Source organism: Erythrobacter sp. THAF29, assembly GCF_009363635.1.
Classification (GTDB): domain Bacteria; phylum Pseudomonadota; class Alphaproteobacteria; order Sphingomonadales; family Sphingomonadaceae; genus Erythrobacter.
Genome location: NZ_CP045392.1, coordinates 914,113 through 940,366, shown reverse-complemented (window position 1 = coordinate 940,366; position 26,254 = coordinate 914,113). Strand labels below are relative to the sequence as shown.

Below are 26,254 nucleotides of genomic sequence, written 5' to 3'. Positions count from 1 at the left end.
TTCGCTACCTTTGCTCGGTGCTACCCTTTACAGGGGCGAAGCATTAATTGATTTAGAAGCAAGGCCGCTCCAAGGGATCCAACTTAATTCGTGTTCAAAATCAGAGATGAAGAGTATCCAAAAGCTGAACTTGAAGAGCTTAGAGATGCGCTCTTGGGTATCGTCGCAGCAATCACCCAGACGCCCAGCGAAAATGTAAGAAAGGTTCGCCTAGCTTCGAATATTGCTGCTGCCAAAATCACAGGTGCAGCGACATCCTCTGGTATATTTGGCTTGGTGTCCACGCTCGGGACGGCAGGGACTGGCACTGCGATTGGGACTCTGTCCGGGGCGGCAGCAACCAATGCTACACTTGCTTGGATTGGTGGTCTCGTTGGAGGCGGTATGGCAACTGGCGCTTTGCTCTTACCGGCGATGGGACTTGCGGCTACCACAGCAGCCACCATTGGGATTCGCAAAAAATTTCCGCGCTCCAGAAAGCTAGACAAGCTGCTGCCTTTCGAAGTCGAAATCCTCTTTTGCACGGATCAGCTCATTCGGCCCCTAGATGGCGTTTTGGAGGAAAAGCTACCAAGTCCCTCCCGAGACGAGCTTCGCGCTTATGCAAATGACGGTTTACGGCCCCTTCTACGTCGTATCGTTCGACATATCTCGCCCCAAAGTAAGAAAGGGCAATCATTTAGCGACACACTGAATCCGAACTATCAGGGAAAATTGCAGGAGCATTGCTGGATTGTCGATAAGCATGCGGAAATTCTATCAGCGCCAGAAAGAAGAGGCCCTACAAATAGGGCGATATCGTGGTTGAAGCTGCTGCGAAGAAATATAGCCGCGACACTTTTTTCGCGTCAGAAGACGAATGGTGATCCGCAAATTTTCCACTTTAGCTCTGTCGTAATGGCAGTCACATTCCAGCGTCTATTAGAAGACAGGCTTACGGCTTGGGGTTTGGAGCACGATTTGGTCTTGGAGGCGCTACGACGATCAACAAACAGACTTAACGATGCCTCTGTCGATGAGCTTTCAGAGTATGTAAGATCTTTGTCGCCCGAGCAGTTGCGCGGTGTGATCTCAAACACGAAAGGTATTTATCATGAGCTATTATTTGTAGCGCAACATAACTCGAAGGGAGGGACATTGACGGCTTCTGCAATGGAAACCACAAATTTTCCGGGAGCAGACGTCCAATTTTCTATGAACGAAAAGATAGTCCAAGAAGTTCAATTGAAGGCAGTCGACTCGCCGACTTTGGTTTATGAGCACCTCAAACGTTACCCAGACATTGAAATCGTTGTGACTGAAGAAGTTGCAGCGATGCTCGAGGGAATTGATAGTTCCGGATTCTACAATGCAATTCTTGCCCAGGAAGTGAATGAGCGGTTGCTTACCTTACAGGGACAGGGGCTTCTTGAGGAGGTTTCAGACGGGCTTCTTACTTCAGCCTTCGTTACATCGGGTATTCTGATTTTTCGTGTCTGTGAAAATAAGAACATTAAGATAGATGACTTTAGAACTTACCTCCGAAATGCTGGTATTGCCGTTGGCACAGCATCGGCGGTCGATAGCGCATTTTCAATGGCCGAAAATTTGCCATAGGAGGAAAATTGACCTGTCCGCTATCCACACGCAAACAGTTCGCGAGACATCAAATTTTCCTACATCGGGCGCGACGTTTATGAGCTTGGCTTAGCTCTTTCCCATCGTCCGCATTGCTTGGTCGCACCGGAAACTTCGCCAAATGTTGGACAAGTGTCAACTTCGCGATTTGGCTTCAAATATCTGATATTTCTACGCAAACTCGCCGGAAACCCACTTGACAGGGTGTCGACTTTGTCAACTTCGCGCGAGCGGCCCGCATTCGAGTTCGCGGCGCTCTTGCCCGCCGTCCCTGCTGCGAAGACCATCAAGGCGCGAGTCGTCTCAGCCGGTCACATCGGCGATCGCGGCGATGAATTTCTCGATATTGCCGGTGGTCAGGCCCGCCACGTTGATCCGGCCCGATCCGGCCATGTAGACGCCGTGATCGCGGCGCAGCTGCTCGACCTGCTCCTTGGTCACAGGCAGCACCGAAAACAGGCCGTTCTGCCTTCCCAGCGGTGTCAGGTCGACGCTGCCAGCGGTTCCCGCCTCGGCGAGAGTCTCGCGCACTTCGCGCATCCGATCGCGCATCTGTTCGAGCTCGTCCTGCCATATCTGGGTAAGACCGGGATCGCGCAGCACCAGCCGCACCGCCGCCGCGCCGTGATCGGGCGGCATCGACCAGCTGGCCCGCGCCAGCGCGTTGGCATTGGAGAACGCGGTATCGAGCACATCCTCACCGTCCGCAAGGATGTAGAATGCGCCGACGCGGTCGCGGTACATCCCGAAATTCTTGTCGCACGAATAGGCGATGAACGCCTCGGGCACCTTGGAGAGCACGCTCCGAAGGCCCGCGACGTCCTCCTCCATCCCATGGCCGAGCCCATGATAGGCGGTGTCGATGATCGGGAATACGCCGGTTTCCGCAATCGCATCGCCGATCGCATCCCACTCGTCCGGCGAATAGTCGATGCCGGTCGGGTTGTGGCAGCACCCGTGGAGCAGCACGCCCTCGTCCGGCCCCGCCCCCCGAATAGCACCAAGCACCGCCTCGATATTGGCCGTGCCGTCCGCATTGGAATGATCGAACGACACCATTTCGAGCGCGATATCGTTGATGATCTGCGCGTGGTTGGGCCAGCTTGGTTGGCCCATATGCAGCCGTTTCATCCCCGCCTTCTGCGCCAAAGCCAGAGCCAGCCGCACGGCACCGGTGCCGCCGGGGGTCTGCATTCCGGCGATGCGCCCGCCCATCGTCGCGTTCTCGCCGAAGATATACGGCATCAGCGCGTTGACGAAGCCCATGTCGCCTTCGGGACCGAGATAGCTCTTGGAATCCTGCTCTTCGACCAGCTGCCGCTCGGCCGCCTTTATCGCGCCGAAGACAGGCGTATCGCCCTGCCCCGTACGATAGACACCGACGCCAAGGTCGATCTTGTCGGTCCGCTCGTCGGCGGCGTGCATCTTGATGAGCGCGAGCAGCGCGTCGGGCGGTTGTGCTTCGAGTCGGTTCAGCATGGCCCACGCGGCATGCCGCGCACTGGCGCTCATCGCAACCGACTTTTGCATCCGAATTGTATCGGACCGCTTTTGCACGGTCCCGAAGCGACCTCAGAAGGGCAACCAGCGCTGCTTCTTCGAGAATTTCATATAGCCCGCATTAACGCCGAGCCGCACGCCCGCGCCCATGCGGACCGGGATGAGAACGACGTCGCCTTTGCGCATGTAGGAGGCGTGCAGGCCGCCGATCAGATAAGCCTGGCCCTCGCCTGCAGGATAGCGCTCGAACAGTTCTTCGGTGTCGAACAGGTTGTAAACCAGCACGAAGGTGTTTGCAGCGTTCGCGCCTGCGTCGAGCCCGATCGAAGGACCGGTCCAATAAACTTTGCGCTGGCCTTCGACCTTATGGAACAGAGTGCCGGATCCATATCGTGCGCCGAAGATGAAGGCGCCGCCCGCCTCACGCCCCACGATGTAACCGTTGGGTTCGCCCTGATCCTTGAGCAGATTCTGGATCATCTTGGCGAGGCCTTCTGCGCCCTTGCCGAATACACCTTCTGCGGCGCCGATCAGATCGTCTTCGCCATAAGTTTGCGAATTGGCCTCAGCCGTGGCGACAGTTTCTCCATCGGCGGTCGCCTCGCCAGTCTCGCCGCCTTCGGCCGCCGGATTGGCGGGGTCCTCGGAATAGATCTGGAATTCGTTGTCGAACCCATCGCTCGTCTCGACCTCGGCAGGACCGGCTGCATCTGCGGGGACCGGCTGCGGACCTTCCAGCGGCGGCGCAACCTCGGGCGTGCCAGTGCCGCCGGGCTGCGCGAGGTCGGCATCGATGCCGCCAGCGGGCGGAGCGTTGTCCTGCGCGGCGGCATAGGCCTCGTCAGGGTCGAAGGTTTCGAGGTTCTGGGCGGCTGCAGGAGCGGCAATCAGCGCGGCGGCTCCGAGGCTTGCAAATGCATGGCGGGCCCATCTTGGCGTACCTGTTGCAATCGCTTTCATGAAATTGATGTCCATCCCCTCAACCTTTCCGTTGTGCGCGCTCGCACTCCTGCAGCGCAAAGCAGAGTCTTTCGCCGGCATTTCGGCAAGGACGTGCGCGGCGAACCGAATCGAAAACACGGCGAAGCGAATCCGATTGGCTTTGAGCGGCTTACGAGCTTGAGGCTGAACCGGCGGCGAACGCGAACGACGCGAAAAGCAGCGAAAACGGAATGGAAGCCGGATTTTGTCGAAACGGCCCCTTGCCGCTGCCATGATGCCCCTTTATAGCGCCCCGCTCACAGCCAAGCTGTCTAGCGCAGCGCCATGCGGAGACGTGGGTGAGTGGCTGAAACCAGTCCCCTGCTAAGGGACCATACTGTTTATAGCAGTATCGAGGGTTCGAATCCCTCCGTCTCCGCCACACTTTCCTTTGCTCGAAATCAACGAAATCCGCAGAAGCCTCAGAATTCCGACGATGTCTGGCTCCCGGCTCGCGTTCCTGACTTAGCCAGTAGCAGCCGCGCAAATCGCTCGCTTCGTCACGCCACAAAAGCCTTGCAAGAACACGGTCGACGCTTCCACAGTGAAGCATGAGGCTGCGCCAGATCGAAATATTCTACCATGTCTATCGCACGGGCTCGATCAGCGGGGCCGCGCGCGCTCTCAATGTGTCGCAACCATCTGTCAGCAAGGTTCTGCGCCACGCTGAGGACCAGCTAGGCTTCGACCTGTTTTTGCGCCGCAAGGGCCGGCTTGTCCCAACACCTGCTGCCGACGAACTCTTTATCGAGGCTGAGGATGTCTACGCGCGGGTCCGGATGTTCAATCGCTCGCTCGAAAACATCAGGAACCGCAAGGGCGGGCATTTGCGCCTCGGCGTCCTGCCATCGCTCAGCCTTTCGGTCGGGCCGGAACTGGTCGCTCGCATGCGATCCGCGGATCCGCTACTGAGCTTCGAACTGACGACGCTGCACACCGCCGAAATTCTCGCCGCGTTGCACGAAAAGCGAGCTGACCTTTGTATCGGTTTCGAGCCGGTCGACGATCCGCTGATCGCGAACCATCGCGTCGGCGATGGGCGGTTGGTGCTGGTCTCGGGAAAGAGCCTGGCCGAGCCGGTTGACGAGCGCGTGCTCGACGGAGCCGACATGATCGGGATGAGTGAGAGCGGTCCGCTCGGCACCATCATCGCCGACCTGCTGCTTGAGAACAACATCGCACCCAACGAAGTCGTGACCGCTCACACGTACCATGTTGCGTTATCGCTGGTGCGCAAACAGATCGGCCTTGCGCTCACAGACCAGTTCACCGCCTATTCGCATCTGGGTCAGGGGTTGCAACGCTACCTGTTGCGCGATCTGCCCGGGTATTCGATCTTTGCCTGCGTTCCCATCGAGCATCCCTATCCCGAACTGATCGAGACGGCGCTTGAACAGATACGGCTCGTGATCAGCGAGCTCGCGTCCGGGATCGACAAGCTCCAGCCTCCGCGGGCATAACCTTACGCTATACCTCCGACTGCAAAAGTTGCCGTGCCCGATTTGATGCAGCACGAAAATTCATGCAGCATCCTTTCCGTTCCGCGCATCCCTCGATCAAGGCATCGCGGACAGGGGAGGGAAACATGAAATTCAAGAACAAGTCTCTGGCCATGCTGCTTTGCGGAACGACCCTTGCAGGCATGACGCCGATGGCGGCCCTTGCGCAGGACGTAACCGATGATGGGGCGGATCAGGACACCGCAACCGAAATTGACGAAGAGCCGGTTATCATCGTGACGGGGACCCAGATCCAGGGCGCGAAGATCGACGACGTATTGCCAGTGACGGTTGTTGACGAAGCGCTCATCGAATCCATCGACCCGGGTTCGGGTGACGAGCTGTTTCGCGCAATTCCGCAGGCCGGTTCCGTCGCGTTTAATGACCAGAGCACTGTGGGGGGCGTCAACGGCGCTCGCGGCGACATCGCCTCCATCAACCTGCGAGGGATCGGCACGGGCAACACTCTGCTCCTGATCAATGGCCGCCGGATGGTGCTCAATCCCGGTTTCCAGACCGAGCTGTTGGTTCCGGTCGTCTCTCCCGACACCAACCAGATCGTTCCCGGCAGCGTGCGCAGGGTCGAAGTGCTGCGCGACGGCGCCTCTGCAGTGTATGGCGCGGATGCGGTCGCCGGCGTGGTCAACACAATCCTTCGCGGCGATCTCGACGGAGGCGTGCTTGAAGGCAATTGGCGCGCATCGACCGGCACCAGTCTCTACAGCGCCTCGATCCGCGGCGGCTATGGTTTCGATTTCGACGAGGGGCGCGGCAACCTGACGCTTTATGGATACTATTTCCACGAGAACGGAGCCCCGTCCTCCATCCGCGATTACGCCGCTAGCAGCGACCGGCGTCCTTTCCTTGTCGGCACCGAGTTCGAAGGCGATCTTAATTTCGACAACCGTTCGAACGACACACCCTGGGGCGAGTTCGACATCCAGTCCTCGCGCGGCAACACCGATCTCAATGACGATGATTTCTTCGTGCGACCGTGCGCGGCGTTTGGCGATGAAAACGCTATATCCGACAGCCGGTTCCTCAACCTCGGGAACGGATTGTGCGCTGACAACGGGACCACTCAAACCCGTTCGCAACGATACAATCTCGAAGGTCCGCGCGACCTGTTCTCGGAAAAGGACCGCTATAGTGCGCAAGGGCTGTTCCGCTACGAATTGTCGCCTTCGATCGAGTTCTATGTCGAGGGTTCCTACTATCGTTCGGAATCGAGTCGTTTTCTTGAGCAGCGCTCAAACCTGACAGCAGCCCCCCTGGTGGTACTGCCGACCGCATTCTACAACCCTCTGGGAGCAACGACGCTCGCCGACGGGTCCCCCAATCCCAACCGGCTGCAAAGCGGCATCGACGGCATCCCCGATGAAGGCGTCGCGATCCTGATCGAGGATTATCGCCCGGTCGATGCTGGTCCGCGCTTCGTCACGGTTACAAAGGATGTCTACCGGGCAGTCGCCGGTTTCCGTGGCAATTTCGGTGCCTGGGATTTCGATACCGGGTTTCTCTACACCCAGGCCAACACCAGTGACTTCACCCAGAACCGCGTGTCGAACACCCTGTTCGAACAGGCGGTCAATCGGACTGATGCGACCGCCTATAATCCATTCAACGGTGCGTGCGCCGACGACCCGAGCAACGGCGATTGCACACCCAATCCGCAATCGGTGATCGACAGTTTCACTATCGACGTCTTTCGCGACGGGGAAACCACGCTTGCACTTGCCGATTTCAAGATCTCGCGAGACGACCTGTTCACGCTGCCGGGTGGCGATGTCGGGATCGCCGCAGGGGTCGAATACCGCCGTGAGACCTTCGAGGACGATCGCGATCCGCGCCTCGACGGCTCAATCACCTATACCAACTCGTTCAATGGCAATTTCTTCGGCAGTGATGTGATGGGCTCCAGCCCCTCGCCGGACACGAGTGGTAGCCGGAATGTCTATTCGGCCTTTGCCGAGGCGTTCATCCCTCTTGTCTCGCCTGAAATGGACATTCCACTTGTCTACGAATTGAACATTCAGGTCGCGGGGCGGATGGAGCATTTTTCCGATATCGACGAGACGACGATCGTGCCGCGTGCGGCGGCATCGTGGAGCCTGTTCGACGGATTGCTGTTCCGCGGTGCATGGTCGCAGGGCTTCCGGGCACCGAACCTGGTGCAGGTCAACGATCTGGGGACCACGCGTTCGAATACGCGCGACGACCTCGTGCGCTGCTTCGCCGAAATCCAGAAGGGCGTGATTGCGGATTTCGACGATTGTTCGGGCTCTGGAACGGTCAGCCTGCGGACCGGCACCAACCAGCTCCAGCCAGAGGACACCGAGAGCATCAATCTCGGCGTCGTAGTTTCGCCGCCCTTCATTCCGGGCCTGACGCTGACCGCAGATTACTGGCGCGTCGAACAGGAAGGGATCGTGGGCGTGTTCGGCGACCAGAACCAGATAGCGCTCGACCTGCTTCGTCGGCTTGAGGGGAGCACGAACCCGAACGTCATTCGCGAGGATCCCGATCAGGATCAAATTGATCTTTTCGATGGCACTGGCCTGGCGCCTGCGGGTGACATCATCCGGGTGAATGATGCGTATCTCAATCTCGACACCCGCATCTCGAAAGGTTGGGACTTCGGCATGTTCTACGACGTGCCGGATTTCGGGATCGGAGAGATCGATCTGCAGGTGAATGCGGCCTATCTGGAAAGCTTCTTCCAGAGCCCCGGGACAGACGGGCAGGAACTGCTCGACGCGGTCGAAGCAGGCATCCTGCCGGGCATCTCGATCGCCAATACCGGGGAGGTGCGCGAGCTCAATGGGCGTCCCAAATGGCGCATCACCGGCCGCGCATCGTGGGAGAGCGGACCGGTCCGAGTGAGTTTCTTTGGCCGCTATGTCGACAGCGTGTTCGATACCAGCGTGACTCAGGACGACACCGGCGAATTCTTCCGCGTCGATGACTGGTTCACGCTCAACGCCGCGATCAGCTACACGATCGAAAACAACACCGCGCTTGACGGTACGCGCCTGCGGGTGGGGATCAACAACATCTTCAACGAAGATCCGCCACTCGCCGACCAGAGCTTCGGTTTCTTCAGTAATCTGCACAATGCCCGAGGCCGCCAGGTTTCGATTTCACTGCGCAAGGAATTTTGAGGAACCGGCCCAGGTTTGAAAAAGATGCTGATCCGGAACATACCGATCCTTGTCGGAGCGGCGCTGGCTTCCGCCTGTGTCGCTCCGCCCGGGGAGCGCCCTGACATTGCATCGGCGACGCCGGATGTCAGCGATGCCCGCTGTGCAAATGCGGGAATGGCGATCGACACGTCATTTCCTGCAGGTGCGCTCGCCAGGTGCGACATCAGCAGCGACGGGAGGGTCAAGATCACGCTCTCGCCAGAGGACGAACCACCGATCAATTGCAGCCCTTGGTACGCATTTCGTGTGCACAGCTCGGTTCCTCGCAATGTGAGGATAGAGCTGGATTACACCGAATGCGGCCACCGCTATTGGCCCAAGACAAGCACCGATGGCGCGGACTGGACCCCGCTCGAGAGTGACCATGTGAGCGTGGGCAAACGCCGGCTTCCCGATGGGAGCGAAGAGGAGGGCGCGAGCGCAATTCTGACCGTCACCATTGGTGAGGATCCGCTGTTCGTATCCGCTCAGGAAATCTTCGTTCCGGCAACCTACGATGCCTGGCTCGATCGGATCGAGGGGACACAAGGCGTTACACGTTTCGAACTCGGGCGCTCTGCGGAAGGGCGCTTGATCGAGGCGATCACGATTGGCAATCCGTCAGCGCGCGAGCATGTCGTGCTGGTCGGTCGTCAGCATCCACCCGAAGTGACCGGCGCGCTAGCCATGCTGCCTTTCATGGAAACCCTCATGGCGGATACACCGCTTGCCCGCGCCTTTCGCGAGCGGTTCCTGGTCACCGCCGTACCGTTACTCAATCCCGATGGTGTCGTTCACGGTTATTGGCGGCACAATACCGGCGGGGTCGATCTCAACCGCGACTGGGGGCCATTTACCCAGCCGGAAACCCGGCTGATGGAACGATTGATGGCTGACATCGATAAAGATCCAGACAAGGAATTGCGCCTGCTGCTAGACTTTCATTCGACCAATCGCGACGTGTTCTACACGATCCCGGACGAGCTTCCGACCGATCCACCCTTGTTCACCCGTAACTGGCTTGCCCGATACCAAGACCGCATGCCCGGCTACGAAGTCGAACGCGATGCGCAGCATGAACCCGACCGACCGATCTCGAAGGGCTATTCCTACGAGACTTATGGAATCCCGGCGATCACATTCGAGATCGGAGACAACACCGATCGCGAACTCATCCGCCGGATCGGGGTCGAATCCGCAATCGCGATGATGGAAGAATTGCTCGCGACCGCCGCGCCATGAGACCGGTCCAGCGGCTCCGCCTGGGTATCGGAACCGCCGCGCTTCTGGCACTCGGATCATGCGCGACCTCTCCCTTGCCGGATCCGAAAACCGAGGTCGACGCCCTCATCGTGAGCGGGCTTGTCCATGACGGCACGGGGGAGCCAGCGCGTTTTGTCGATCTCGCTCTCGATGACGGGCGGATCGTCTTTGTAGGTCGGGATGCGCCTGCTCGGTTCAAAGCCGCCAGCATAGTGGACGCAAGCGGGTTGGTGATCGCGCCGGGTTTTATCGACCCCCATACCCATGCGGGCAGCGACCTCGTGTCGGATGAGAGGCATCGCCGTGCCAATCTGCCATTCGCCTTTCAGGGAGTGACCACGGTGATTGTCGGGAATGACGGAGGCGGCTCTCCCGATATCGCAAAACTGGCCCACGCTGCACGCGAACACGGTATCGGGACCAATGTTGCCTATCTTGCAGGTTTCGGTCCGATCCGCGAGGAAATGCTCGGCAGCGAAAGCCGCGCGCCCACCCTCGGTGAACTTGAGCGCATGAAAGCGCGGACACGGCAGGCCATGTGCGAAGGCGCATGGGGTTTTTCAGCGGGCCTCTATTACGTCCCGCAGAGCTACGCTGCGACCGGCGAAGTCGTCGCGCTTGCACAGGTCGCGGGGGAGCTTGGCGGCTATTACGACACGCATATGCGCGACGAGAGCACCTACAATGTTACCGTGACCGGCGCGCTCGCGGAAACGCTCGAGATCCGACGGCGCGCGCGGATCCCCGTGCATATCTCGCATATCAAGGCTCTCGGCCCGGCGGTCTGGGGGCATAGCGAGCGGATGATCGCCATGATCGAAGAAGCGCGCGCGCATGGCCAGCGCGTCACCGCAGACCAATACCCCTGGGAGGCTTCAGGCACCCGGATCAGCAACGCACTGGTTCCGCGCACGGCGCTCGAAGGCGGGCTCGAAGCCTTGCGCGAGCGGCTCGACGATCCTGCCCAGTTCGAAGCAATCCGTAGCGGAATGATTGAAGGACTTACCCGCAGGGGTGGTGCGGACAAGCTGCTGATTACCGGTGCGCTTCATGGCGCGGAAGTACCGGTTGGGGACACCCTCGCCGCCTTTGCCCAAGCGCGCGGGCAGGAGCCCGTCGACGCCGCGATTGCGGTGCTGCGCGAGGGCGATGCGCGGGTCGCTTCGTTCAACATGAATCCCGAAGATATTGCGGCCTTCGCCGCGCAGAAATGGGTTGTGACAGGTTCCGACGGTTCATCCGGTCACCCGCGGAAGTATGCGAGTTTTCCCAAGGCATATCGCGACCTTGTTGCCGGCAAGGCCGCCATGCCGCTCGCGCGCTTCATCCGCCGCAGCAGCGGACAGACGGCGGACATAATCGGGCTCAAGGATCGGGGTTATCTACGCGAAGGGTACGCCGCCGACGTGGTGGTTTTCGATCCCGAAAGTTTCGGCCCGCTCGCGACCTACCAAAGCCCGCGAAAACTCTCGGCAGGCGTCATGCACCTGCTGGTGAATGGAACCCCCGTCATCTCCGCCGGCGAATTTACGGGCAGCCTGCCGGGATTGCCGCTCTTGAAGGATAGCCCATGCTGAAATTGTGGTTCGGATCGGCGCTGTGGAAGCGCGTCGTGCTGATGCTGGTGCTCGGCGTTGCCACCGGATTTGCCGTGGGTGAGGAGATCGTCGCGATCAAGTGGATCGGAGACCTGTTCATCCGCCTCATCAAGATGCTGGTCGTTCCGCTGATATTCTTCAGCCTCGTCGCCGGCGTCGCCGCGATCGGGGACCTGAGAAAACTCGGCTCGGTCGGTGGGCGCGCGATGGCACTGTTCATGACCACAGCGGTGATTGCCGTTACGACTGGCATGACGCTCGCGACACTGGTGCGGCCGGGTGACGGCCTGACCATCGACGTTCCAGAAGGCGCCGAACTTCCCGAGCGCCCCGATCAGTCGCTGGTCGAAATGCTGATCGAGATGGTGCCCGATAACCCGGTCATGGCGATGGCGCAGGGCCAGATCCTGCCTGTGATCATCTTTGCGATCCTGTTCGGAATTGCGCTCCTCATGTCGGGCGAAGAAGGCAAGCCGTTGGTGCGCGGAGTCGATGCCGCCTCTGCCGTGATGCAGCGTCTCACCATCCTCGTGATGGAGTTTACGCCCTTCGGCGTCTTTGCTCTGATGGCGTGGGTGGCCGGGACTTTCGGCTTTTCGGCCCTGGCGCCGCTGTCAAAGCTCGTGCTGCTCAATTATCTCGGCTGCGGGATCATTCTGCTGATCGTTTATCCGGCCATCCTGCGCTTTGTCGCAAAACTGCCAACGATCGATTTCTATCGCGGCATTATCGATGCGCAGGCTGTCGCCTTTTCCACCGCATCCTCCAATGCGACCCTTCCGGTCACACTGCGCTGCGTCCAGCGCAATCTCGGTGTATCGAAGAGCATCTCAAGCTTCGCCGTAGCCCTCGGTGCGACCGTAAACATGAACGGCACGGCGATGTATCTCGGGGTGATCGCGATCTTCGGTGCGCAGGCCTATGGGATCGAGTTGACGCCCATGTCCTACCTTCTGATCGGCCTGACCTCGACATTGGGCGCGATCGGCACCGCTGGCGTTCCGGGAGCAGGACTGATCATGATGAGCCTCGTGCTTTCCGCGATCGGCGTACCGCTCGAGACAATCGCCTTCGTCGCCGGCATCAATCACCTGCTCGACATGATGCGGACCATGACCAATGTGACCGGCGATGCGGTGGTGGCGGTCTCGGTAGGCAGGATGGCGGACGAAATCGACGTAGAGGAATACATCTCCGCCGACGATGTCTGACTGGCCGTCAGGCAGAGGCTTCTACCGCTTCGCCCAGCCGCTCCGCCGAACCCATGGCAAGTGTCCAGCCGAGCATTCCGTGCCCGGCGTTCACCGCAATGCCAGGCTCAAGCATGCCGATGATCGGCTGCGAATCCGGTGTCATCGGTCGCAGTCCTGCCCAACCGTTGTCAGCTTCGGAATAGACGGCGGCCTCGGGAAGAGCGGCATGGGCCGATTCGATCATTGAGCGCAAGCGAACGGGATCGACCTGATCGTCGATCTTTCCCATTTCGGCAATACCGGCCACCAGCATTCGGTCACCGCAATGGGTAAAGACGAGACGTCGCCTGTTGTTCGTTACGGACACCCGGGGCGCAGCATTACCCAGCGGTGCTGTAAATGAGTAACCTTTCATGGCCTGAATGGGCAAACAATGCCCGAGGGGAGCGAGGACAGAATTTGCTGCATGGCCACAGGCTACCACCGCGAGGTCACAGCCAAGTGTTTCGCCTGACGCAAGCTCGACTTCGACCTGATCCCTTCGGCGCTCTATGCCCGTGACTTGTGCCCTTCCGCGAAATTGCGCGCCAAAGCTATGCTCCAGCAGCTCCATGAGGCCATCGCAAAACTTGTGGCAATCGCCCGATTCATCGTCAGGCGCATAAAGCGCGCCCGCAATCGCCTCGGAAGAATGCGCTAGAGCAGGCTCGAGTTCGGTTACTTCGGTAGATGACAGAAGCATCTGCCTGAGCCCTGCCGCGCGTTTCGCTTTCAGTATCGGGCTCGCAGCCTCAACTTCCTTCGGATCGTGGAATACGACCAGCTTGCCAGCCTTACGACGATCGAATTCGATCGGGTGGCAGGTCAGGAGTTTTTCCATCGCATGCTGAGATTTCCGCGCGAGGTTGAGCACCGCGAGGGTGTTTCGCCTGAATGCCCAAGGCGTGCTCTGGCCCAGGAAACGCGCAAGCCACTCGTAATACCCTTGCCCCCCACGGAGCGTCATCCGAAACGCGCCGCCATTTCCAAGCAAGAGGTCTGGCAGTTGCCGGACGATGCCCGGACTGCCCAGCGCATTGGTATGACTATAGCTAAGCTGACGCCCGTTCCCCAACGAAGCACCGCTGCCGACCTTGTCGAAGCGATCAAGAACTGTGACATTCCATCCATCGCGAGACAAAGTGTAGGCGGAAGTCACACCGACAATTCCGCCACCAATGATCAATGCCTTACGAGCTCGTGTCACCGGTCAAGCGTGGGCGAGTGCAGGCGACCTTCCCAGCACCAAATTGCAGCGAGTATATAGCCATCGGCTATATGATAGCGCGATTGAGCGATCGCATTCCTCAGCATCGACTACGCGCCGGGTCGACATGATGGCCCGCCACCCTGTGGGGAGATACTCATTCTGCAGTTTTTGGCCGGTCAGAGTTGTATCCCGCATTGATAGAGGCGGACATGGGCCCTATTCCGCGGCAATGGAAAAAGCCGGGTTATCTTCAAATCCAAAATTACGTCCATGGATCGTTGCACTGATTATGATGAACATCCTCATTCTTGCCGCTGCAGCAGCGCATCTCGTCACCCATTCGGCGCCGGTCGCCGAACCTCGGATTGTCACTGCGCGCGGCGATCTTGCCGCAGATGAAAAGGCAACCATCGACTTGTTTCGCAATGCGCGCGATTCGGTTGTCTTCATTTCGACACGCCAGCGGGTCGCCGATTTCTGGACACGCAATGTCTACAGCGTGCCGCGTGGATCGGGCTCAGGACTCGTGTGGGATGAAGCGGGCCACATCGTGACCAATTTCCATGTCATCGAGGGCGCGTCCGAAGCGCAAATCCAGCTAGCCGACGGCCGCCAGTTCTCCGCAAGCCTTGTAGGCGCGAGTCCGCAGCATGACCTTGCCGTTCTCAAGATAGGAGGCGTGGGCTTCACTGCGCCCGCGCGAATCCCGGTTGGCTCGAGCAGCGACCTGCAGGTCGGACAGAATGTGTTCGCGATCGGAAACCCGTTTGGCCTGGACTGGACACTGACCAAGGGCATTGTTTCGGCACTGGACCGTTCGCTTCCCAATGAAAACGGCCCCGATATCAGGCACCTGATCCAGACCGATGCCGCCATCAATCCCGGCAATTCCGGCGGCCCGCTGCTTGATTCCGCGGGCAGACTGATCGGGATCAACACCGCGATCTACAGTCCGTCCGGCGCTTCGGCAGGCATCGGGTTTGCCGTTCCGGTCGACACGGTCATGCGTGTCGTACCGCAGCTCATTTCAGAAGGACGCTATACCCGGCCGACCCTTGGCATCGAAAGCGATGACGACATCAATGACCAGCTCAAGCGCGCCTCGGGTATCGATGGGGTGTTCGTGCTGCGGGTCGATCCGGGGTCGGTGGCGGATCGCGCCGGACTGCTTCCTGCCCAGCGCACAAGGCGCGGCGTTGCACCGGGGGATATCGTCACTGCACTGAACGGCAAATCCGTTTCCCGCGTCGGGGATCTGCTTGCTCGCCTCGACGATTTTCGTGTCGGCCAGAGTGTCGAACTCACGCTGATGCGCGGCGGCGAAGAGCGCAAGGTAACGCTTGAACTCGAACCGGGAAATTGACGATCAGGAAAAGTAGGCCGGCTCCTCAAGTGGAACCGGCCCTTGTGATTGCCATTACCTGGCGTTGATCGGAATTGTCTTGCGGCCTTTTGCCGCTTCCGCAGTACGAGGGATTGTAACGGTCAGGACGCCGTTACGGAATGCGGCCTCTACCTTGTCCTCCTCGATCTGCGAGGGGAGGCCTATGCGGCGTTCAAACCGGCCGTAGCTGCGTTCGGAATAGCCGCGTTCCTCGTCGTTTGTTTCAGACTTCTTCTCACCCCGGATCACCAGCTGATGGTCGTCGAGGCTGAGTTCGATGTCCTTTTCTTCCATGCCCGGCAGTTCGGCCATGACACGGATTTCCTTGTCGTTCTCCGACAATTCGACGCTGGGCCAGCCAAGGCTGCGTCCCATGGACGGCAGCGAAGGCATGGAAAAACCGCGAAACATGTCGTCGAACAACCGATTGATATCCCGGTGAAGCGACATCACCGGAAGATCTACACGCTCCTCCTGCCGGGGAGCGATGTCTTGGCCCTGGCTTTTCCAGGGAATGAGATCGCGAATTGCCATCTCGACATTTCTCCTTTCATCCGACTGGTCCGGGCGCAACTCTATCGTGCGGGGCAGGTGCGATGGCACCCACCCCGCCGATATCTGCCCGATGGTTAGAGCTTAGGCCGCCTTCTCCTCGGTGAGCTGCGGCGTGTCGTCGTTGCCATGCTCCTGGCCGCCGATCGCGATTTTGCGCGGCTTCAGGGACTCAGGAACGATCCGCTGGAGCGAGATCGTGAGCATGCCATTTTCGTACGAAGCGTTTTGCACCTCGACGTAATCGGCCAGCTGGAAACGACGTTCGAACGCGCGGGCTGCTATGCCGCGATGTACGAACTCGACGCCTTCCTCGTCTTTTTCGGCCTTCTGACCGGAGATGACGAGCTGGTTCTGCTGGGCAGTGATGTCGATTTCGTCCGGACGGAAGCCGGCCACCGCAAGGGTGATCCGGTAGCTGTCTTCACCGGTGCGCACGATATCAAAAGGTGGATAGCTGTCCTGCGCGTCGGCGCGGAAGCCATTTTCAAGCGCATCGAACAGGCGGTCAAAGCCAACCGTCGAGCGACGATAAGGGGTCAAATCAAATGCAGTTCTCATTTCCAAATCCTCCTTATTGAGCAATCTGGGCACGAGAAGCGCCAGCGAACGAAAGAGCTGACGCTCTAATGTCCAACCGGACCCGTTATGGCATCCGGTATCAATATAACTAGGAAAAGCGCCGTTGGTTTCAAGCCCGTTCAAATTTTTTTTCGATTATTTATCAATTGATTAAATTGCAAACAGGCGCGCCCTCGCGAGCGCGCCTGTCCGGCTTTCCAGGAGAATTGGCAGCCTAGGAAGAGCCCTTAGAAGTCCATCGCCGGCATCGGGGCTGGCGCATCTTCCTTGGGCAGTTCGGCCACCAAAGCCTCGGTGGTGATCAGCAGCGATGCGACCGAAGCTGCATCCTGCAACGCGGTTCGCACCACCTTTGCAGGATCGATGACACCCGACTTCACCAGGTCTTCATATTCGCCGGTCGCGGCGTTGAAGCCGTGGTTGTAGTCGTCTCCTTCGAGCAGCTTGCCGACGATATAGGCACCGTCCTCTCCCGCATTCTCGGCGATCTGGCGTGCCGGAGCGCGTAGCGCGCGGCGGACGATGTCGATACCCGACTGCTGGTCGTCATTGGCAGCCTTGAGATTCTCGAGCGACTTGAGCGCGCGCAGGAGGGCGATACCGCCACCCGGAAGGATGCCTTCCTCGACGGCTGCGCGGGTTGCGTGCAGCGCGTCGTCCACGCGGTCCCTGCGCTCCTTGACCTCGACTTCGGTGGCGCCGCCAACACGGATGACGGCAACGCCGCCAGCCAGCTTGGCCACGCGTTCCTGCAGTTTTTCGCGGTCATAGTCGCTGGTCGTGGTTTCGATCTGGGCGCGGATCTGGTTGACCCGTGCTTCGATGTCGGCCTTCTTGCCAGCGCCATCGACGATGGTGGTGTTGTCCTTGTCGATGATGACCTTCTTGGCCGAGCCGAGCATGCCGAGCGTGACATTCTCGAGCTTGGTGCCAAGTTCCTCGCTCACGACTTCGCCAGCAGTCAGGATAGCGATATCCTGCAGCATGGCCTTGCGGCGATCGCCGAAGCCGGGAGCCTTGACCGCAGCGACCTTGAGGCCGCCACGCAGCTTGTTGACCACGAGCGTTGCCAGGGCTTCGCCTTCCACGTCCTCCGCGATGATGAGCAACGGACGGTTCGACTGCACGACCTGCTCGAGCAGCGGGATAAGCGCCTGCAGGTTCGACAGCTTCTTCTCGTGGATGAGGATGTAGGGATCCTCGAGTTCTACTTTCAGCTTTTCGGCGTTGGTCACGAAATAGGGCGAGAGATAGCCGCGGTCGAACTGCATACCCTCGACCGTTTCGAGCTCGGTTTCGAGGCTCTTGGCTTCCTCGACCGTGATCACGCCTTCATTGCCGACCTTTTCCATGGCTTCTGCCAGGATGCGGCCGACGGTTTCATCGCCATTGGCCGAGATCGTTGCGACCTGGGCGATTTCGCTGTTGTCGGACACTTCCTTGGCGTGAGCCTTGATGTCCTCGACCACGGTGCTGACCGCGAGGTCGATGCCGCGCTTGAGGTCCATCGGGTTCATGCCGGCAGCAACCGCCTTGGCGCCTTCGCGAACGATGGCCTGGGCAAGGACGGTGGCGGTGGTGGTGCCATCGCCGGCCTTATCGTTCTGCTTGCTGGCGACTTCGCGCAGCATCTGAGCGCCCATGTTCTCGAACTTGTCTTTGAGTTCGATTTCCTTGGCGACGGTCACGCCGTCTTTCGTGATGCGAGGAGCACCAAAGCTCTTGTCGATCACGACGTTACGGCCTTTCGGGCCGAGAGTTACCTTGACCGCATTTGCAAGCGTATCCACGCCGCGGAGCATGCGATCGCGCGCATCCGACGCAAATTTGACTTCCTTAGCAGCCATTTGGCCTACTCCTTTCCATGCTTCTTTCGGTTGAACAGAAGATCGAACGTGCCTGGATTAAGCCGCCTTTTTGAGCTCGGCGGTGGCTTCGACGATGCCGAGGATGTCGCTCTCTTTCATGATGAGCAGGTCCTCTCCATCGATCCGCACTTCGGTTCCCGACCACTTGCCGAACAGGATGCGTTGTCCCGGCTGAACGCCGAGCTCGATCAGCTTGCCGTTCTCGTCACGCGTACCGGGTCCGACAGCGACGACTTCGCCTTCCATCGGCTTTTCCTTGGCGGTGTCAGGGATGATGATGCCGCCGGCCGTCTTCTCTTCGGCTTCGATGCGGCGAACCAACACACGATCGTGCAAAGGTTTGAAATGCATGCATAACCTCCATTACAAAGCGATATGACTTACAGCGCCTCCCCCGAATGATCGGCAGGGGCCATCTGGCGATCTAGTTTTGCCGAAAACGGCTTCAAGAGGTCAAAAGCAGATTTTTTTTGGCGGTCCTGAATCTTGGCTGCCAACCGCGTGGCTCGCTCCCTTTTCAAGGGCTTGACGGCGTGAATTCGATTCCCAAAATGTCAGCTCGCGGAGCAATCCGCTGTGAGTGAATAGCGGCAAGCCAGAAAGGAGGAGGTTTCCATGTCGCAACCATTCTCACGGTACCTGCATCCCTTCGACATCGCACACCATCCCTCGCTCGAGCCGGAAGTGAAGCGCGCAATTCTGGCATCCTGGGCCTCGGACAGGAATACTGTCGAGAACCATCCATCGCTGCGCAAGCCGCCCGAACTGGACAACCCGGTTCCGCTCGACGATGTTTTCGCCGCCATGCGCTCGCTCGACAACCCCGGCAGCCAGCCTACACTGCAATGACGGACCCGGCGTTCCTGGTTCAGTTGGACGGATACGGACTGACCACGGCCGAAATCTGTTACTTTATGCCCGATCACCCGTCGCTCCTGCAGATCTATGCCTGGCAGGAATATGATGCCGCGCCGGATTTTCCGGTGCTGTTCGAATTCCTTGCGTACTGGGGAAGGGAGATCGAAGCAGAAATCAGGTCAGTCCGGATCGCTCACGACAAGCTGCTCGGCCCGGCCACATGGCGTCCGGTCGACGGGGTTATATCCTGGGACGAATGAGAAGTCGGCGGAGGCGCCGTTGACAGCGTGAGCGGCGTCCAAGGATCGAAAAATGCGGATGGCGGCCGACGCTTAGGGCGCCCGGTCTGTCACTCCTCGAAAAGCAGGTCGCGGATTTGCTCGAGCAGCTTTTCCGGCGGGGTGGGCTTCACACAGATGGGTGCGCCTTCGTAGTCTGTTCTGAGATCGTCGAGGTTTGCGTTGCCAGTGTGGAACAGGAAAGGAATTCCAAGTTCCTTCAATCGGTTGGCAACAGGGAACACCTCTTCCCCATTAAGGTCGACGTCAAGAACGGCCGCGTCGATGCCGTTACCTTCCTGCGCGATGAGGCGCATAGCCTCGTCAATCGAAACCGCAGGGCCAAGCGACTTTGCACCGAGATCCGTTACAGCAAATTCGATTTCCATTCCTACGAGACTTTCGTCCTCGACGATGAGGACACATCTGTCGCGAAGTCTGTGCATATCCGCGTCTTCACTCCTTTAGCGGAACCCTGATTCAAGCACAAAACGCAACAGTAAAGGCAAAGTTCTCAAAAAGAGTCAGAAAATTTCGGCACGCACTGGGAACCTGATCTCGACATCGATCCCTTCAGGTTCGAATTCCCTTTTAGCGATCCCACCCATCTGGCGCGCCGAGCTGCGGATCATGACCGAACCGAAACCGTCCTTTTCCGGCGGTTTTGTGATGGGAACTCCGCGCTCTTTCCATGTGAAGCGGATCTCCGGTTCGACATCGCCGTCGATCACGTCCCAGTCGATGATCACCCGGCCGTCTTCACTGGTGAGTGCGCCGTATTTCGCCGCGTTTGTCGCAAGCTCGTGAAGTATAAGCCCAAATGGTGTGACCGCCTTCACCGGCAGATCGACGGGCTGCCCAGAAATTTCAAAACGGCCCTCGTTTATCCCGTAAGGCGCGAGGGTGGTCCTGAGCAGGTCTGATAACGGGACAATCTTTTCATTGATCTTCCCCTGGCTCGCCTCGTGGGCAAGCGACAGGGCGTAAATCCTGTCGCGGATTTTCTTGAGCGTCTCGTCGAGGTCGGTCGCCCCGCGTGCCGAAAGCGACACAATCGACATAACCACTGCGAAGAGGTTCTTCACCCGGTGGTTAAGCTCCCTTGTCAGCAGATCAGCACGGTTGCGAGCGGCGCGCAGTTCCTCGTTCTCGATCACCTTGAATTCCGCTCTCGCCGTGCGGCGTTCGAGCCAAAGGCCAAGCAGTGAGATCGCCAGCAAGGTCAGGAGAAGAAGCGCAATGATCGGGGCGATAAGGGTCGACACCCGCTCCGCCTCGGCGAGCGATTGGAGGTTGCGGGCGTTCTCCGCTGAACGCAGATCGTCCACAAGACTGCGATAGCTCGCCATCAATTGCATACCAAGGTCGGTTTGTACGAGCTCAAGCGCTTCATCCCGGCGACCTTCGTCGGCCAGCTCGATAGTGCGGGCAAGCTCATTGAGCTTTTGCCGCGCCACTTCTTCCATCTGCTCGACTGTTCCTAGCTGTTGCTGATCGAGGATAGCGGCATGATCCTCACGCAATGCTGCAATCGCAGGCAACCATTGGTCCGAGGCGCGCATGTAAGGCTGGAGGTAGTCTCTATCCAGGGTGAGTAGATAGCCGCGCTGGCCCGTTTCCGCCTCGACGCCGACGCGGACAGTTTCTTCGAGTTCGGTAAGGAAAGTCCGGCCTTCAAGCGAACGCTCTCTGGCAGATTGTTCGGTCGACCAGAGCCAGAAAAACGCTGCGGCAAGCGCAATCGCAATGACGATTAAAACCGCAATAATCCAACGCGAGGAAATACGTGAAGCCTTGGCCGTGTGCGGCATGGGAAACCCCTTTCAAGACTTCCGTGCGGGACTATCCCATCGAATCACGACTTTACGCAAACTTTTCCAAATATCAATGCTTTGGGACGCAGCAGGGATACTGCTTAGCGCGGAGTGGCAGTGCTTGAATCTAATGCAGACCTTTCGATTCGCAGGCTACTTTCCGCGCTATGAGGGCAGACGCGCAGCGGTCACTTCAACGCGAGTTTCACTCTCCGCATCTGCTCCCTTCCTGAATAGGCGGGCACGCGACCGTGCCGTATGAACAGAAAACGCAGCAATCGCCTGCAAGCGGCTTCAGCCGCGCGCCGCAGCCCGAACATTCGTAGAAGAACCGGCAGGCGTCGGTCGGCATCTCTTCGTCCTTTTCGTATCCGCATTCGGGGCAGCGGATGCGCGAAACCAGGATCGGATCAGCCATAAAGATAGGCCCCGGCCAGTAGCGCCACCCCAATGACGATCCCGATAGCCGTCAGGACGCGGTAGGTCGGTGAACCGCAAGCAGCGTCCGCAGGACAGGTTCGGGCCATCCAGACCTGCCTCGCCAGCCGGATTGCTGCCACCAGAAGGAGGACCGCCGCAACCACAAGGAGCGGCGCGCGATAGGGAGCGACGACAGGAGAAATCCCGCCAAGCCATGCCGTCCCTATCCCCATCGAGGCAAGACCCAGCGGCAAAGCGCAACAGGTGGCCGCGCCGAACGCCGCGGCAATGCCGCCTCCTGCAGCCAGTCCGCTCCACCATTGCGCGATGCTTTTCATGCGATCCCCTTTGCGAAATCCGAGTCGCGCTCATATTTACAGTCTGTAGCAACTACAGACTCAAGGGGCGTTGTGATGAAGATCGGCGAAGTATCGAAGCGCAGCGGGTGCAACATCGAGACCATCCGCTATTACGAGCGGATCGGCGTGATCGCCCCGCCGCCACGCAAGGGGACCTATCGCGATTATGGCCCCGAGGACGTGGAGCGCCTGCGTTTCGTGAGGCGGGCGCGTGAACTCGGATTTTCGCTCGAGGAGGTGCAGGCGCTGCTCGATCTTGCGCCTCATCCCAACGCGAACTGCGAGCAAGTGCAGGCCATCGCCGAGCAGCACCTAGCGAATGTCCGCAAGAAACTTGCCGACCTCAAAAAGATGGAAGCAGCACTCGCCGTGCTGGTATCGCGCTGCGGCGAAAGATCCGAGGATCGTTGTCCCGTCGTCGAAAGTCTTGCCGCAGGTGCGTGAGCCTTAGGCGGCGTGGACCAATTCTGTACGGATCACGGTTGGAGGCAAAATCCGCATCTCACAAGGCGCGGACGCGCAGGAAGTGCAGCGCACTTTCAAGCGTTCGCAACGCCGTGAGGGTGGATTTTGGTCCAATCCCATAGGGACAAGTCGGGACCGGACCGAATTGGTCCACGCCGCCTAGCGACTGCTATTCCGGGAAGCTGGCGCGTGTCCGGTTGGCGATGGCCACCAGCGAGAGCATGACCGGCACTTCCACGAGAACCCCCACGACGGTTGCGAGCGCCGCGCCGCTGCCCAGCCCGAACAGGCCGATGGCGACCGCAACCGCAAGCTCGAAGAAGTTGGACGTGCCGATCAGCGCGCATGGCGCAGCCACGGCGTGCGGCACCTTCCATGCTTTTGCCCAGCCATAGGCGATGAGAAAAATGCCGTAGCTCTGGACGATGATCGGAACCGCGATGAGCGCAATCAGCAGCGGGCGGGTGACGATCGTTTCCGCCTGAAAGCCGAACAGGAGAAGCACGGTCAGAAGCAGCCCGATGATCGAAAGCGGCTTCATCCGGGCGGTGAAATCGGAAACTGCGCTTTCATCGCCGCCATGCGCCGCGAGCAGCCTGTGCCGCACAAAGGCTCCCGCAGCAAGCGGGATGACCACATAGAGCCCGACCGACAAGAGCAGCGTTTCCCATGGAACCGAAATATCCGTCACCCCGAGCAGGATCGCGACGATGGGCGCGAAAGCAACGATCATGATGAGATCGTTCGCGGCGACCTGGACAAGGGTATAGGCCGGATCGCCCTTCGTCAGCTGCGACCACACGAACACCATCGCGGTGCAGGGTGCCGCGCCGAGCAGGATGAGCCCGGCGATGTATTGCTGTGCATCGGCAGGAGCGATGAGGTCGGCAAACACGACCTCGAAGAACAGCACACCGAGCGCCGCCATGGTGAATGGCTTTATCAGCCAGTTGACCGTCAGCGTGATGATCAGCCCCCTGGGCTTGTCGCCCACCCGGCGAACGGCGCCGAAATCGACCGACACCATCATCGGGAAGATCATCGCCCAGATCAGCACGGCGACGACAAGGTTTACAGAGGCATATTCAATCCCGGCGAGCTGGGCGAAGGCAGCGGGCATGATGTTGCCGAGCACGATCCCGGCAAGGATCGCGACGGCCACCCAGAGCGAAAGCCATTTCTCGAACAGTCCGAGGCCCGCCGCACGGGCCTCCATTGCAGCGCTCGTCGTCGTCATCGTTTGTCGGCCTCTTTCCCGATAATCTGGAGTTGTTCGTGCAAGGCGGATTGCTCAAGCTCCGCGACAGGCAGGGCGAGCATCAGATCGATGCGCCGCTTGAGCATCCGGAACGCCTCGAGGAATGCCGCCGCTTTCTCCTCGTCGCTGCCCTCGACCGCGGCGGGATCGGGAATGCCCCAATGCGCGCTGATAGGGCGCCCGGGCCATACCGGGCAGCTTTCCGCCGCTGCGCTGTCGCAAACGGTGAAGATCAGGTCGAATTCGGGTCCGTCTGCGAAGTCGCTCCAGCTTTTCGAACGATAGCCTTCTGCCGGGTACCCCAGGATTTCAAGCGTATGGATCGCCCAGGGATTGACCGTGCCGGTGGGGTTGCTCCCGGCGCTATAGGCCTTGAAGCGGCCGCCGCCGTCGTGATTGAGGATTGCCTCCCCCAGGATCGAGCGAGCGGAATTGCCCGTGCACAGGAACAGGACGTTCATCGGTTGGTCTGACATGGATGCCTCAGCAGCAGGACGGTTTTGCTTGAGCAGGTTGCGGTGCGCAGCAGGCGCTCGGGGAAGCATTTGCCGATGCAAGCCGGTCGAGATCGGGGTTGCCGCCATAGGTCGTGCTCTCGCCTTCGGTCAGGAAGGCTTCCCACACCACGCCATCGGGGTCGGAGATCCAGCTTTTCTCGGACTGCGCGTAGCAGCAGGTCGTTGCACCTTCTTCGAGTACCGGGCGGTCTGCGGCCTTGATGCGTGCATAGACTTCTTCCAGTTCGGCCTTGTCCTCGACCTGCAGCCCCACATGCTCGATGCCTTTTGCCGCTCCTTCGCGCTTGGAAATCGCGAAATTGATGCGTGGGTCTTCGAGCGTCCATTTGGCGTAATCGGCCTTCACCACCGACGGTTCTGCACCGAAGAGGCTCGAATAGAAGGCAACGGACTTGTCGATGTCGGTCACACCGACATGCACGTGAAAGCGTTTCATCAGGCGCTCTTTCTTTGGGTAGAGGGAAGGCAAGTGGCGTCCTTTGAAGCGGGCGTGCCTTCGGAGCAGGATAGGCCGCCGCAGCAATTCTCGGTGAGGTATCCCATCAACCCGTTCATCGCGGCATAGTCGGCGCAATAAATGATAGAGCGGCTTTCGCGGCGCTGTGTGACCAGCCCCGCATTGGCCAGCTGGGCAAGGTGAAAGCTCATGGAAGATGGCGGCACATCGAGTTTTTCGGCCAGCACCCCGGCCGCAACGCCTTGCTCGCCTGCTTGCACCAGCAGCCGGAACGCGGCGAGGCGGTGCTCTTGTGCCAGCGCAGACAAGGCGCGGATTACTCGGTCGGCCTCCACTGTTCACTCCAGTATTTCGATAACTATCGAATTATGGAATTGTAAAGCAGGTGTCAACACGGCAACGACTCTTAACTGTTACCGGTCAGGCTGGTGCCTTTGATCTCCGCAGGTTGTATTGCCCAGTGCAATCGAAACTCGGGCCGAGGGTCGACCTGGGAGGCTCCGCAATGTCAGCCCGGCTGAAGGACGATCCGGTCGGCAATGGGATCGTACTGAAGTTTCACTCCGAACTCGCGAAGCCGCTGGAATGAGACAAGACCATCGGTTGCGATCCGTGCGATACGCCTGGCATTGGCCTCATCCCCCTGCACCAAGGCCCGCAAATCGTTGCGTTGCACGAACAGGCGGGCGTTCTGGTCGATTGTCACCGATAGCGATCCCAGTTCGACATCCCCGGAATAGAGCGCTTTCCTCACCTCCACGATGCTGCCACCGGGGCCGGTCGGCGATGCTTCGGAAGCATCCGTTTCACCGAGGTCGAAGTCGATCTGCGCCAGTCCGTGCGCTTCCTTCGCCACGCTGTCATTCGCGCCTTCTGGCGACTGGCTTTCGGTCTGCCGATCGCCGTCGCTATCCAATGATGGCGCAACCGTACGAGCGGGATCCGTCGCCAAACCACCGGCCGCCAGCGATGCGCCGTTTGCATCGAAGCTGCCGGAAACCGCATCACCTGCTTTACCCACGAGTGAGCCGTGCGAAGCGGGGTCCCGCAATTGAGGGACGGTCGTAGCCGCCAGGAGTGCGATTACAATCGCACCGAGATAGCCGCTCAGAAACACGTGACCATGGCGCGTCTTCGCACTTTTCGCATATCGATCCATTTCCTGCCCCCACACTGACCGGATCGCGTCACGCAGCGCACCAGGCGCTCGCGGGCCGGCCAGGACCAGCCAAGAACCTAATTCTAATCAAAAGCTTTGGCAATTTCAGACCGCTAGCGGACCAGATTCGGGCAAGTGATTCGATCTTGACGACCCGATTCGTCCAACCCGGCTGACGCCTCGCGTTGCTCTGTTAACTT

At 59.4% G+C, this 26,254-nt stretch carries 26 protein-coding genes and 1 tRNA gene; 11 read left to right on the top strand and 16 right to left on the bottom strand.

The window, feature by feature from the left end:
• Positions 1-90: 90 nt before the first annotated feature.
• Entirely contained in the window at positions 91-1,596 is a 1,506-nt protein-coding gene (locus tag FIU90_RS04655; protein ID WP_152433722.1) for a hypothetical protein, read from the top strand.
• Between the two features lie 324 nt (positions 1,597-1,920).
• Here the strand turns inward: FIU90_RS04655 and FIU90_RS04650 are convergent, their stop codons facing one another.
• Together FIU90_RS04650 and FIU90_RS04645 are read right to left on the bottom strand one after the other, a co-directional pair.
• The gene (locus FIU90_RS04650) at positions 1,921-3,096 is read right to left on the bottom strand and encodes an aromatic amino acid transaminase (protein WP_152435699.1); all 1,176 of its coding nucleotides are present in this window, start codon (positions 3,094-3,096) and stop codon (positions 1,921-1,923) included.
• Between the two features lie 93 nt (positions 3,097-3,189).
• The gene (locus tag FIU90_RS04645; RefSeq protein WP_234029631.1) at positions 3,190-4,092 is read right to left on the bottom strand and encodes an EipA family protein; all 903 of its coding nucleotides are present in this window, start codon (positions 4,090-4,092) and stop codon (positions 3,190-3,192) included.
• Between the two features lie 295 nt (positions 4,093-4,387).
• On the opposite strand from FIU90_RS04645, the gene FIU90_RS04640 reads away from it, so the two are divergent.
• From FIU90_RS04640 to FIU90_RS04615, 6 genes are all read left to right on the top strand, one after another.
• A tRNA-Ser gene (locus tag FIU90_RS04640) sits at positions 4,388-4,480 on the top strand.
• A gap of 169 nt (positions 4,481-4,649) precedes the next feature.
• Positions 4,650-5,558, top strand: a complete 909-nt coding sequence (locus tag FIU90_RS04635) for a LysR family transcriptional regulator (protein ID WP_152433721.1) — start codon at positions 4,650-4,652, stop codon at positions 5,556-5,558.
• A gap of 125 nt (positions 5,559-5,683) precedes the next feature.
• The gene (locus tag FIU90_RS04630) at positions 5,684-8,758 is read left to right on the top strand and encodes a TonB-dependent receptor domain-containing protein (protein ID WP_152433720.1); all 3,075 of its coding nucleotides are present in this window, start codon (positions 5,684-5,686) and stop codon (positions 8,756-8,758) included.
• Positions 8,759-8,782: 24 nt separating this feature from the next.
• A complete protein-coding gene (locus FIU90_RS04625) occupies positions 8,783-10,021 on the top strand; it encodes a M14 family zinc carboxypeptidase (protein WP_234029719.1) in 1,239 nt (412 codons plus the stop codon).
• 74 nt (positions 10,022-10,095) lie between these two features.
• Positions 10,096-11,619 (top strand): amidohydrolase family protein, encoded by a 1,524-nt coding sequence (locus tag FIU90_RS04620; RefSeq protein WP_234029630.1) that lies wholly within the window; start codon positions 10,096-10,098, stop codon positions 11,617-11,619.
• Positions 11,613-12,851, top strand: coding sequence for a dicarboxylate/amino acid:cation symporter (locus FIU90_RS04615; RefSeq protein WP_152433717.1), 1,239 nt, complete (start codon positions 11,613-11,615; stop codon positions 12,849-12,851). The genes FIU90_RS04620 and FIU90_RS04615 overlap by 7 nt, the downstream gene beginning before the upstream one ends.
• A 7-nt stretch (positions 12,852-12,858) precedes the next feature.
• On the opposite strand, the gene FIU90_RS04610 is transcribed toward FIU90_RS04615, so the two are convergent.
• Positions 12,859-14,058 (bottom strand): FAD-dependent oxidoreductase, encoded by a 1,200-nt coding sequence (locus tag FIU90_RS04610; RefSeq protein WP_234029629.1) that lies wholly within the window; start codon positions 14,056-14,058, stop codon positions 12,859-12,861.
• 253 nt (positions 14,059-14,311) lie between these two features.
• Here FIU90_RS04610 and FIU90_RS04605 point away from each other — a divergent pair, with 253 nt between their 5' ends.
• On the top strand, positions 14,312-15,445 hold the full coding sequence (locus FIU90_RS04605) for a trypsin-like peptidase domain-containing protein (protein WP_152433715.1): 1,134 nt from the start codon (positions 14,312-14,314) through the stop codon (positions 15,443-15,445).
• Between the two features lie 54 nt (positions 15,446-15,499).
• Here the strand turns inward: FIU90_RS04605 and FIU90_RS04600 are convergent, their stop codons facing one another.
• The 4 genes from FIU90_RS04600 to groES form a co-directional block, all read right to left on the bottom strand.
• Positions 15,500-16,000, bottom strand: a complete 501-nt coding sequence (locus FIU90_RS04600) for an Hsp20/alpha crystallin family protein (RefSeq protein ID WP_152433714.1) — start codon at positions 15,998-16,000, stop codon at positions 15,500-15,502.
• 102 nt (positions 16,001-16,102) lie between these two features.
• Entirely contained in the window at positions 16,103-16,579 is a 477-nt protein-coding gene (locus FIU90_RS04595; protein ID WP_172970316.1) for an Hsp20 family protein, read from the bottom strand.
• A gap of 248 nt (positions 16,580-16,827) precedes the next feature.
• A complete protein-coding gene (gene groL, locus FIU90_RS04590) occupies positions 16,828-18,447 on the bottom strand; it encodes a chaperonin GroEL (protein WP_152433713.1) in 1,620 nt (539 codons plus the stop codon).
• A 57-nt stretch (positions 18,448-18,504) separates the two neighbouring features.
• Entirely contained in the window at positions 18,505-18,819 is a 315-nt protein-coding gene (groES, locus tag FIU90_RS04585; RefSeq protein ID WP_152433712.1) for a co-chaperone GroES, read from the bottom strand.
• 264 nt (positions 18,820-19,083) lie between these two features.
• On the opposite strand from groES, the gene FIU90_RS04580 reads away from it, so the two are divergent.
• Positions 19,084-19,317: a hypothetical protein gene (locus FIU90_RS04580; protein ID WP_152433711.1), complete on the top strand. Its 234-nt coding sequence runs from the start codon at positions 19,084-19,086 to the stop codon at positions 19,315-19,317.
• Complete coding sequence (locus tag FIU90_RS04575) at positions 19,314-19,586, top strand: usg protein (protein ID WP_152433710.1); 273 nt, start codon at positions 19,314-19,316, stop codon at positions 19,584-19,586. The genes FIU90_RS04580 and FIU90_RS04575 overlap by 4 nt, the downstream gene beginning before the upstream one ends.
• An 89-nt stretch (positions 19,587-19,675) precedes the next feature.
• Here the strand turns inward: FIU90_RS04575 and FIU90_RS04570 are convergent, their stop codons facing one another.
• The 4 genes from FIU90_RS04570 to FIU90_RS04555 all read right to left on the bottom strand — a co-directional run bounded on the left by FIU90_RS04570 (position 19,676) and on the right by FIU90_RS04555 (position 22,176).
• Positions 19,676-20,050 carry a response regulator gene (locus FIU90_RS04570; protein ID WP_152433709.1) on the bottom strand — a complete coding sequence of 125 codons (375 nt, stop codon included), beginning with the start codon at positions 20,048-20,050 and terminating at the stop codon, positions 19,676-19,678.
• A 78-nt stretch (positions 20,051-20,128) separates the two neighbouring features.
• Entirely contained in the window at positions 20,129-21,415 is a 1,287-nt protein-coding gene (locus FIU90_RS04565; RefSeq protein WP_152433708.1) for a sensor histidine kinase, read from the bottom strand.
• A 208-nt stretch (positions 21,416-21,623) separates the two neighbouring features.
• Positions 21,624-21,836 (bottom strand): GDCCVxC domain-containing (seleno)protein, encoded by a 213-nt coding sequence (locus FIU90_RS04560; protein ID WP_152433707.1) that lies wholly within the window; start codon positions 21,834-21,836, stop codon positions 21,624-21,626.
• Positions 21,829-22,176 carry a mercuric transporter MerT family protein gene (locus FIU90_RS04555; protein WP_152433706.1) on the bottom strand — a complete coding sequence of 116 codons (348 nt, stop codon included), beginning with the start codon at positions 22,174-22,176 and terminating at the stop codon, positions 21,829-21,831. Before FIU90_RS04555 ends, FIU90_RS04560 begins: the two co-directional genes overlap by 8 nt.
• Positions 22,177-22,251: 75 nt before the next feature.
• On the opposite strand from FIU90_RS04555, the gene FIU90_RS04550 reads away from it, so the two are divergent.
• Positions 22,252-22,641 carry a helix-turn-helix domain-containing protein gene (locus tag FIU90_RS04550; RefSeq protein ID WP_152433705.1) on the top strand — a complete coding sequence of 130 codons (390 nt, stop codon included), beginning with the start codon at positions 22,252-22,254 and terminating at the stop codon, positions 22,639-22,641.
• 190 nt (positions 22,642-22,831) lie between these two features.
• On the opposite strand, the gene arsB is transcribed toward FIU90_RS04550, so the two are convergent.
• From arsB to FIU90_RS04525, 5 genes are all read right to left on the bottom strand, one after another.
• Positions 22,832-23,899, bottom strand: a complete 1,068-nt coding sequence (gene arsB, locus FIU90_RS04545; protein WP_152433704.1) for an ACR3 family arsenite efflux transporter — start codon at positions 23,897-23,899, stop codon at positions 22,832-22,834.
• Positions 23,896-24,396: an arsenate reductase ArsC gene (locus FIU90_RS04540; protein ID WP_152433703.1), complete on the bottom strand. Its 501-nt coding sequence runs from the start codon at positions 24,394-24,396 to the stop codon at positions 23,896-23,898. Before FIU90_RS04540 ends, arsB begins: the two co-directional genes overlap by 4 nt.
• A 7-nt stretch (positions 24,397-24,403) precedes the next feature.
• Positions 24,404-24,874, bottom strand: coding sequence for an ArsI/CadI family heavy metal resistance metalloenzyme (locus tag FIU90_RS04535; RefSeq protein WP_152433702.1), 471 nt, complete (start codon positions 24,872-24,874; stop codon positions 24,404-24,406).
• Positions 24,874-25,230, bottom strand: coding sequence for a helix-turn-helix transcriptional regulator (locus FIU90_RS04530; RefSeq protein WP_152433701.1), 357 nt, complete (start codon positions 25,228-25,230; stop codon positions 24,874-24,876). The genes FIU90_RS04535 and FIU90_RS04530 overlap by 1 nt, the downstream gene beginning before the upstream one ends.
• A 173-nt stretch (positions 25,231-25,403) precedes the next feature.
• Complete coding sequence (locus FIU90_RS04525; RefSeq protein ID WP_152433700.1) at positions 25,404-26,054, bottom strand: hypothetical protein; 651 nt, start codon at positions 26,052-26,054, stop codon at positions 25,404-25,406.
• Positions 26,055-26,254: the final 200 nt, after the last annotated feature.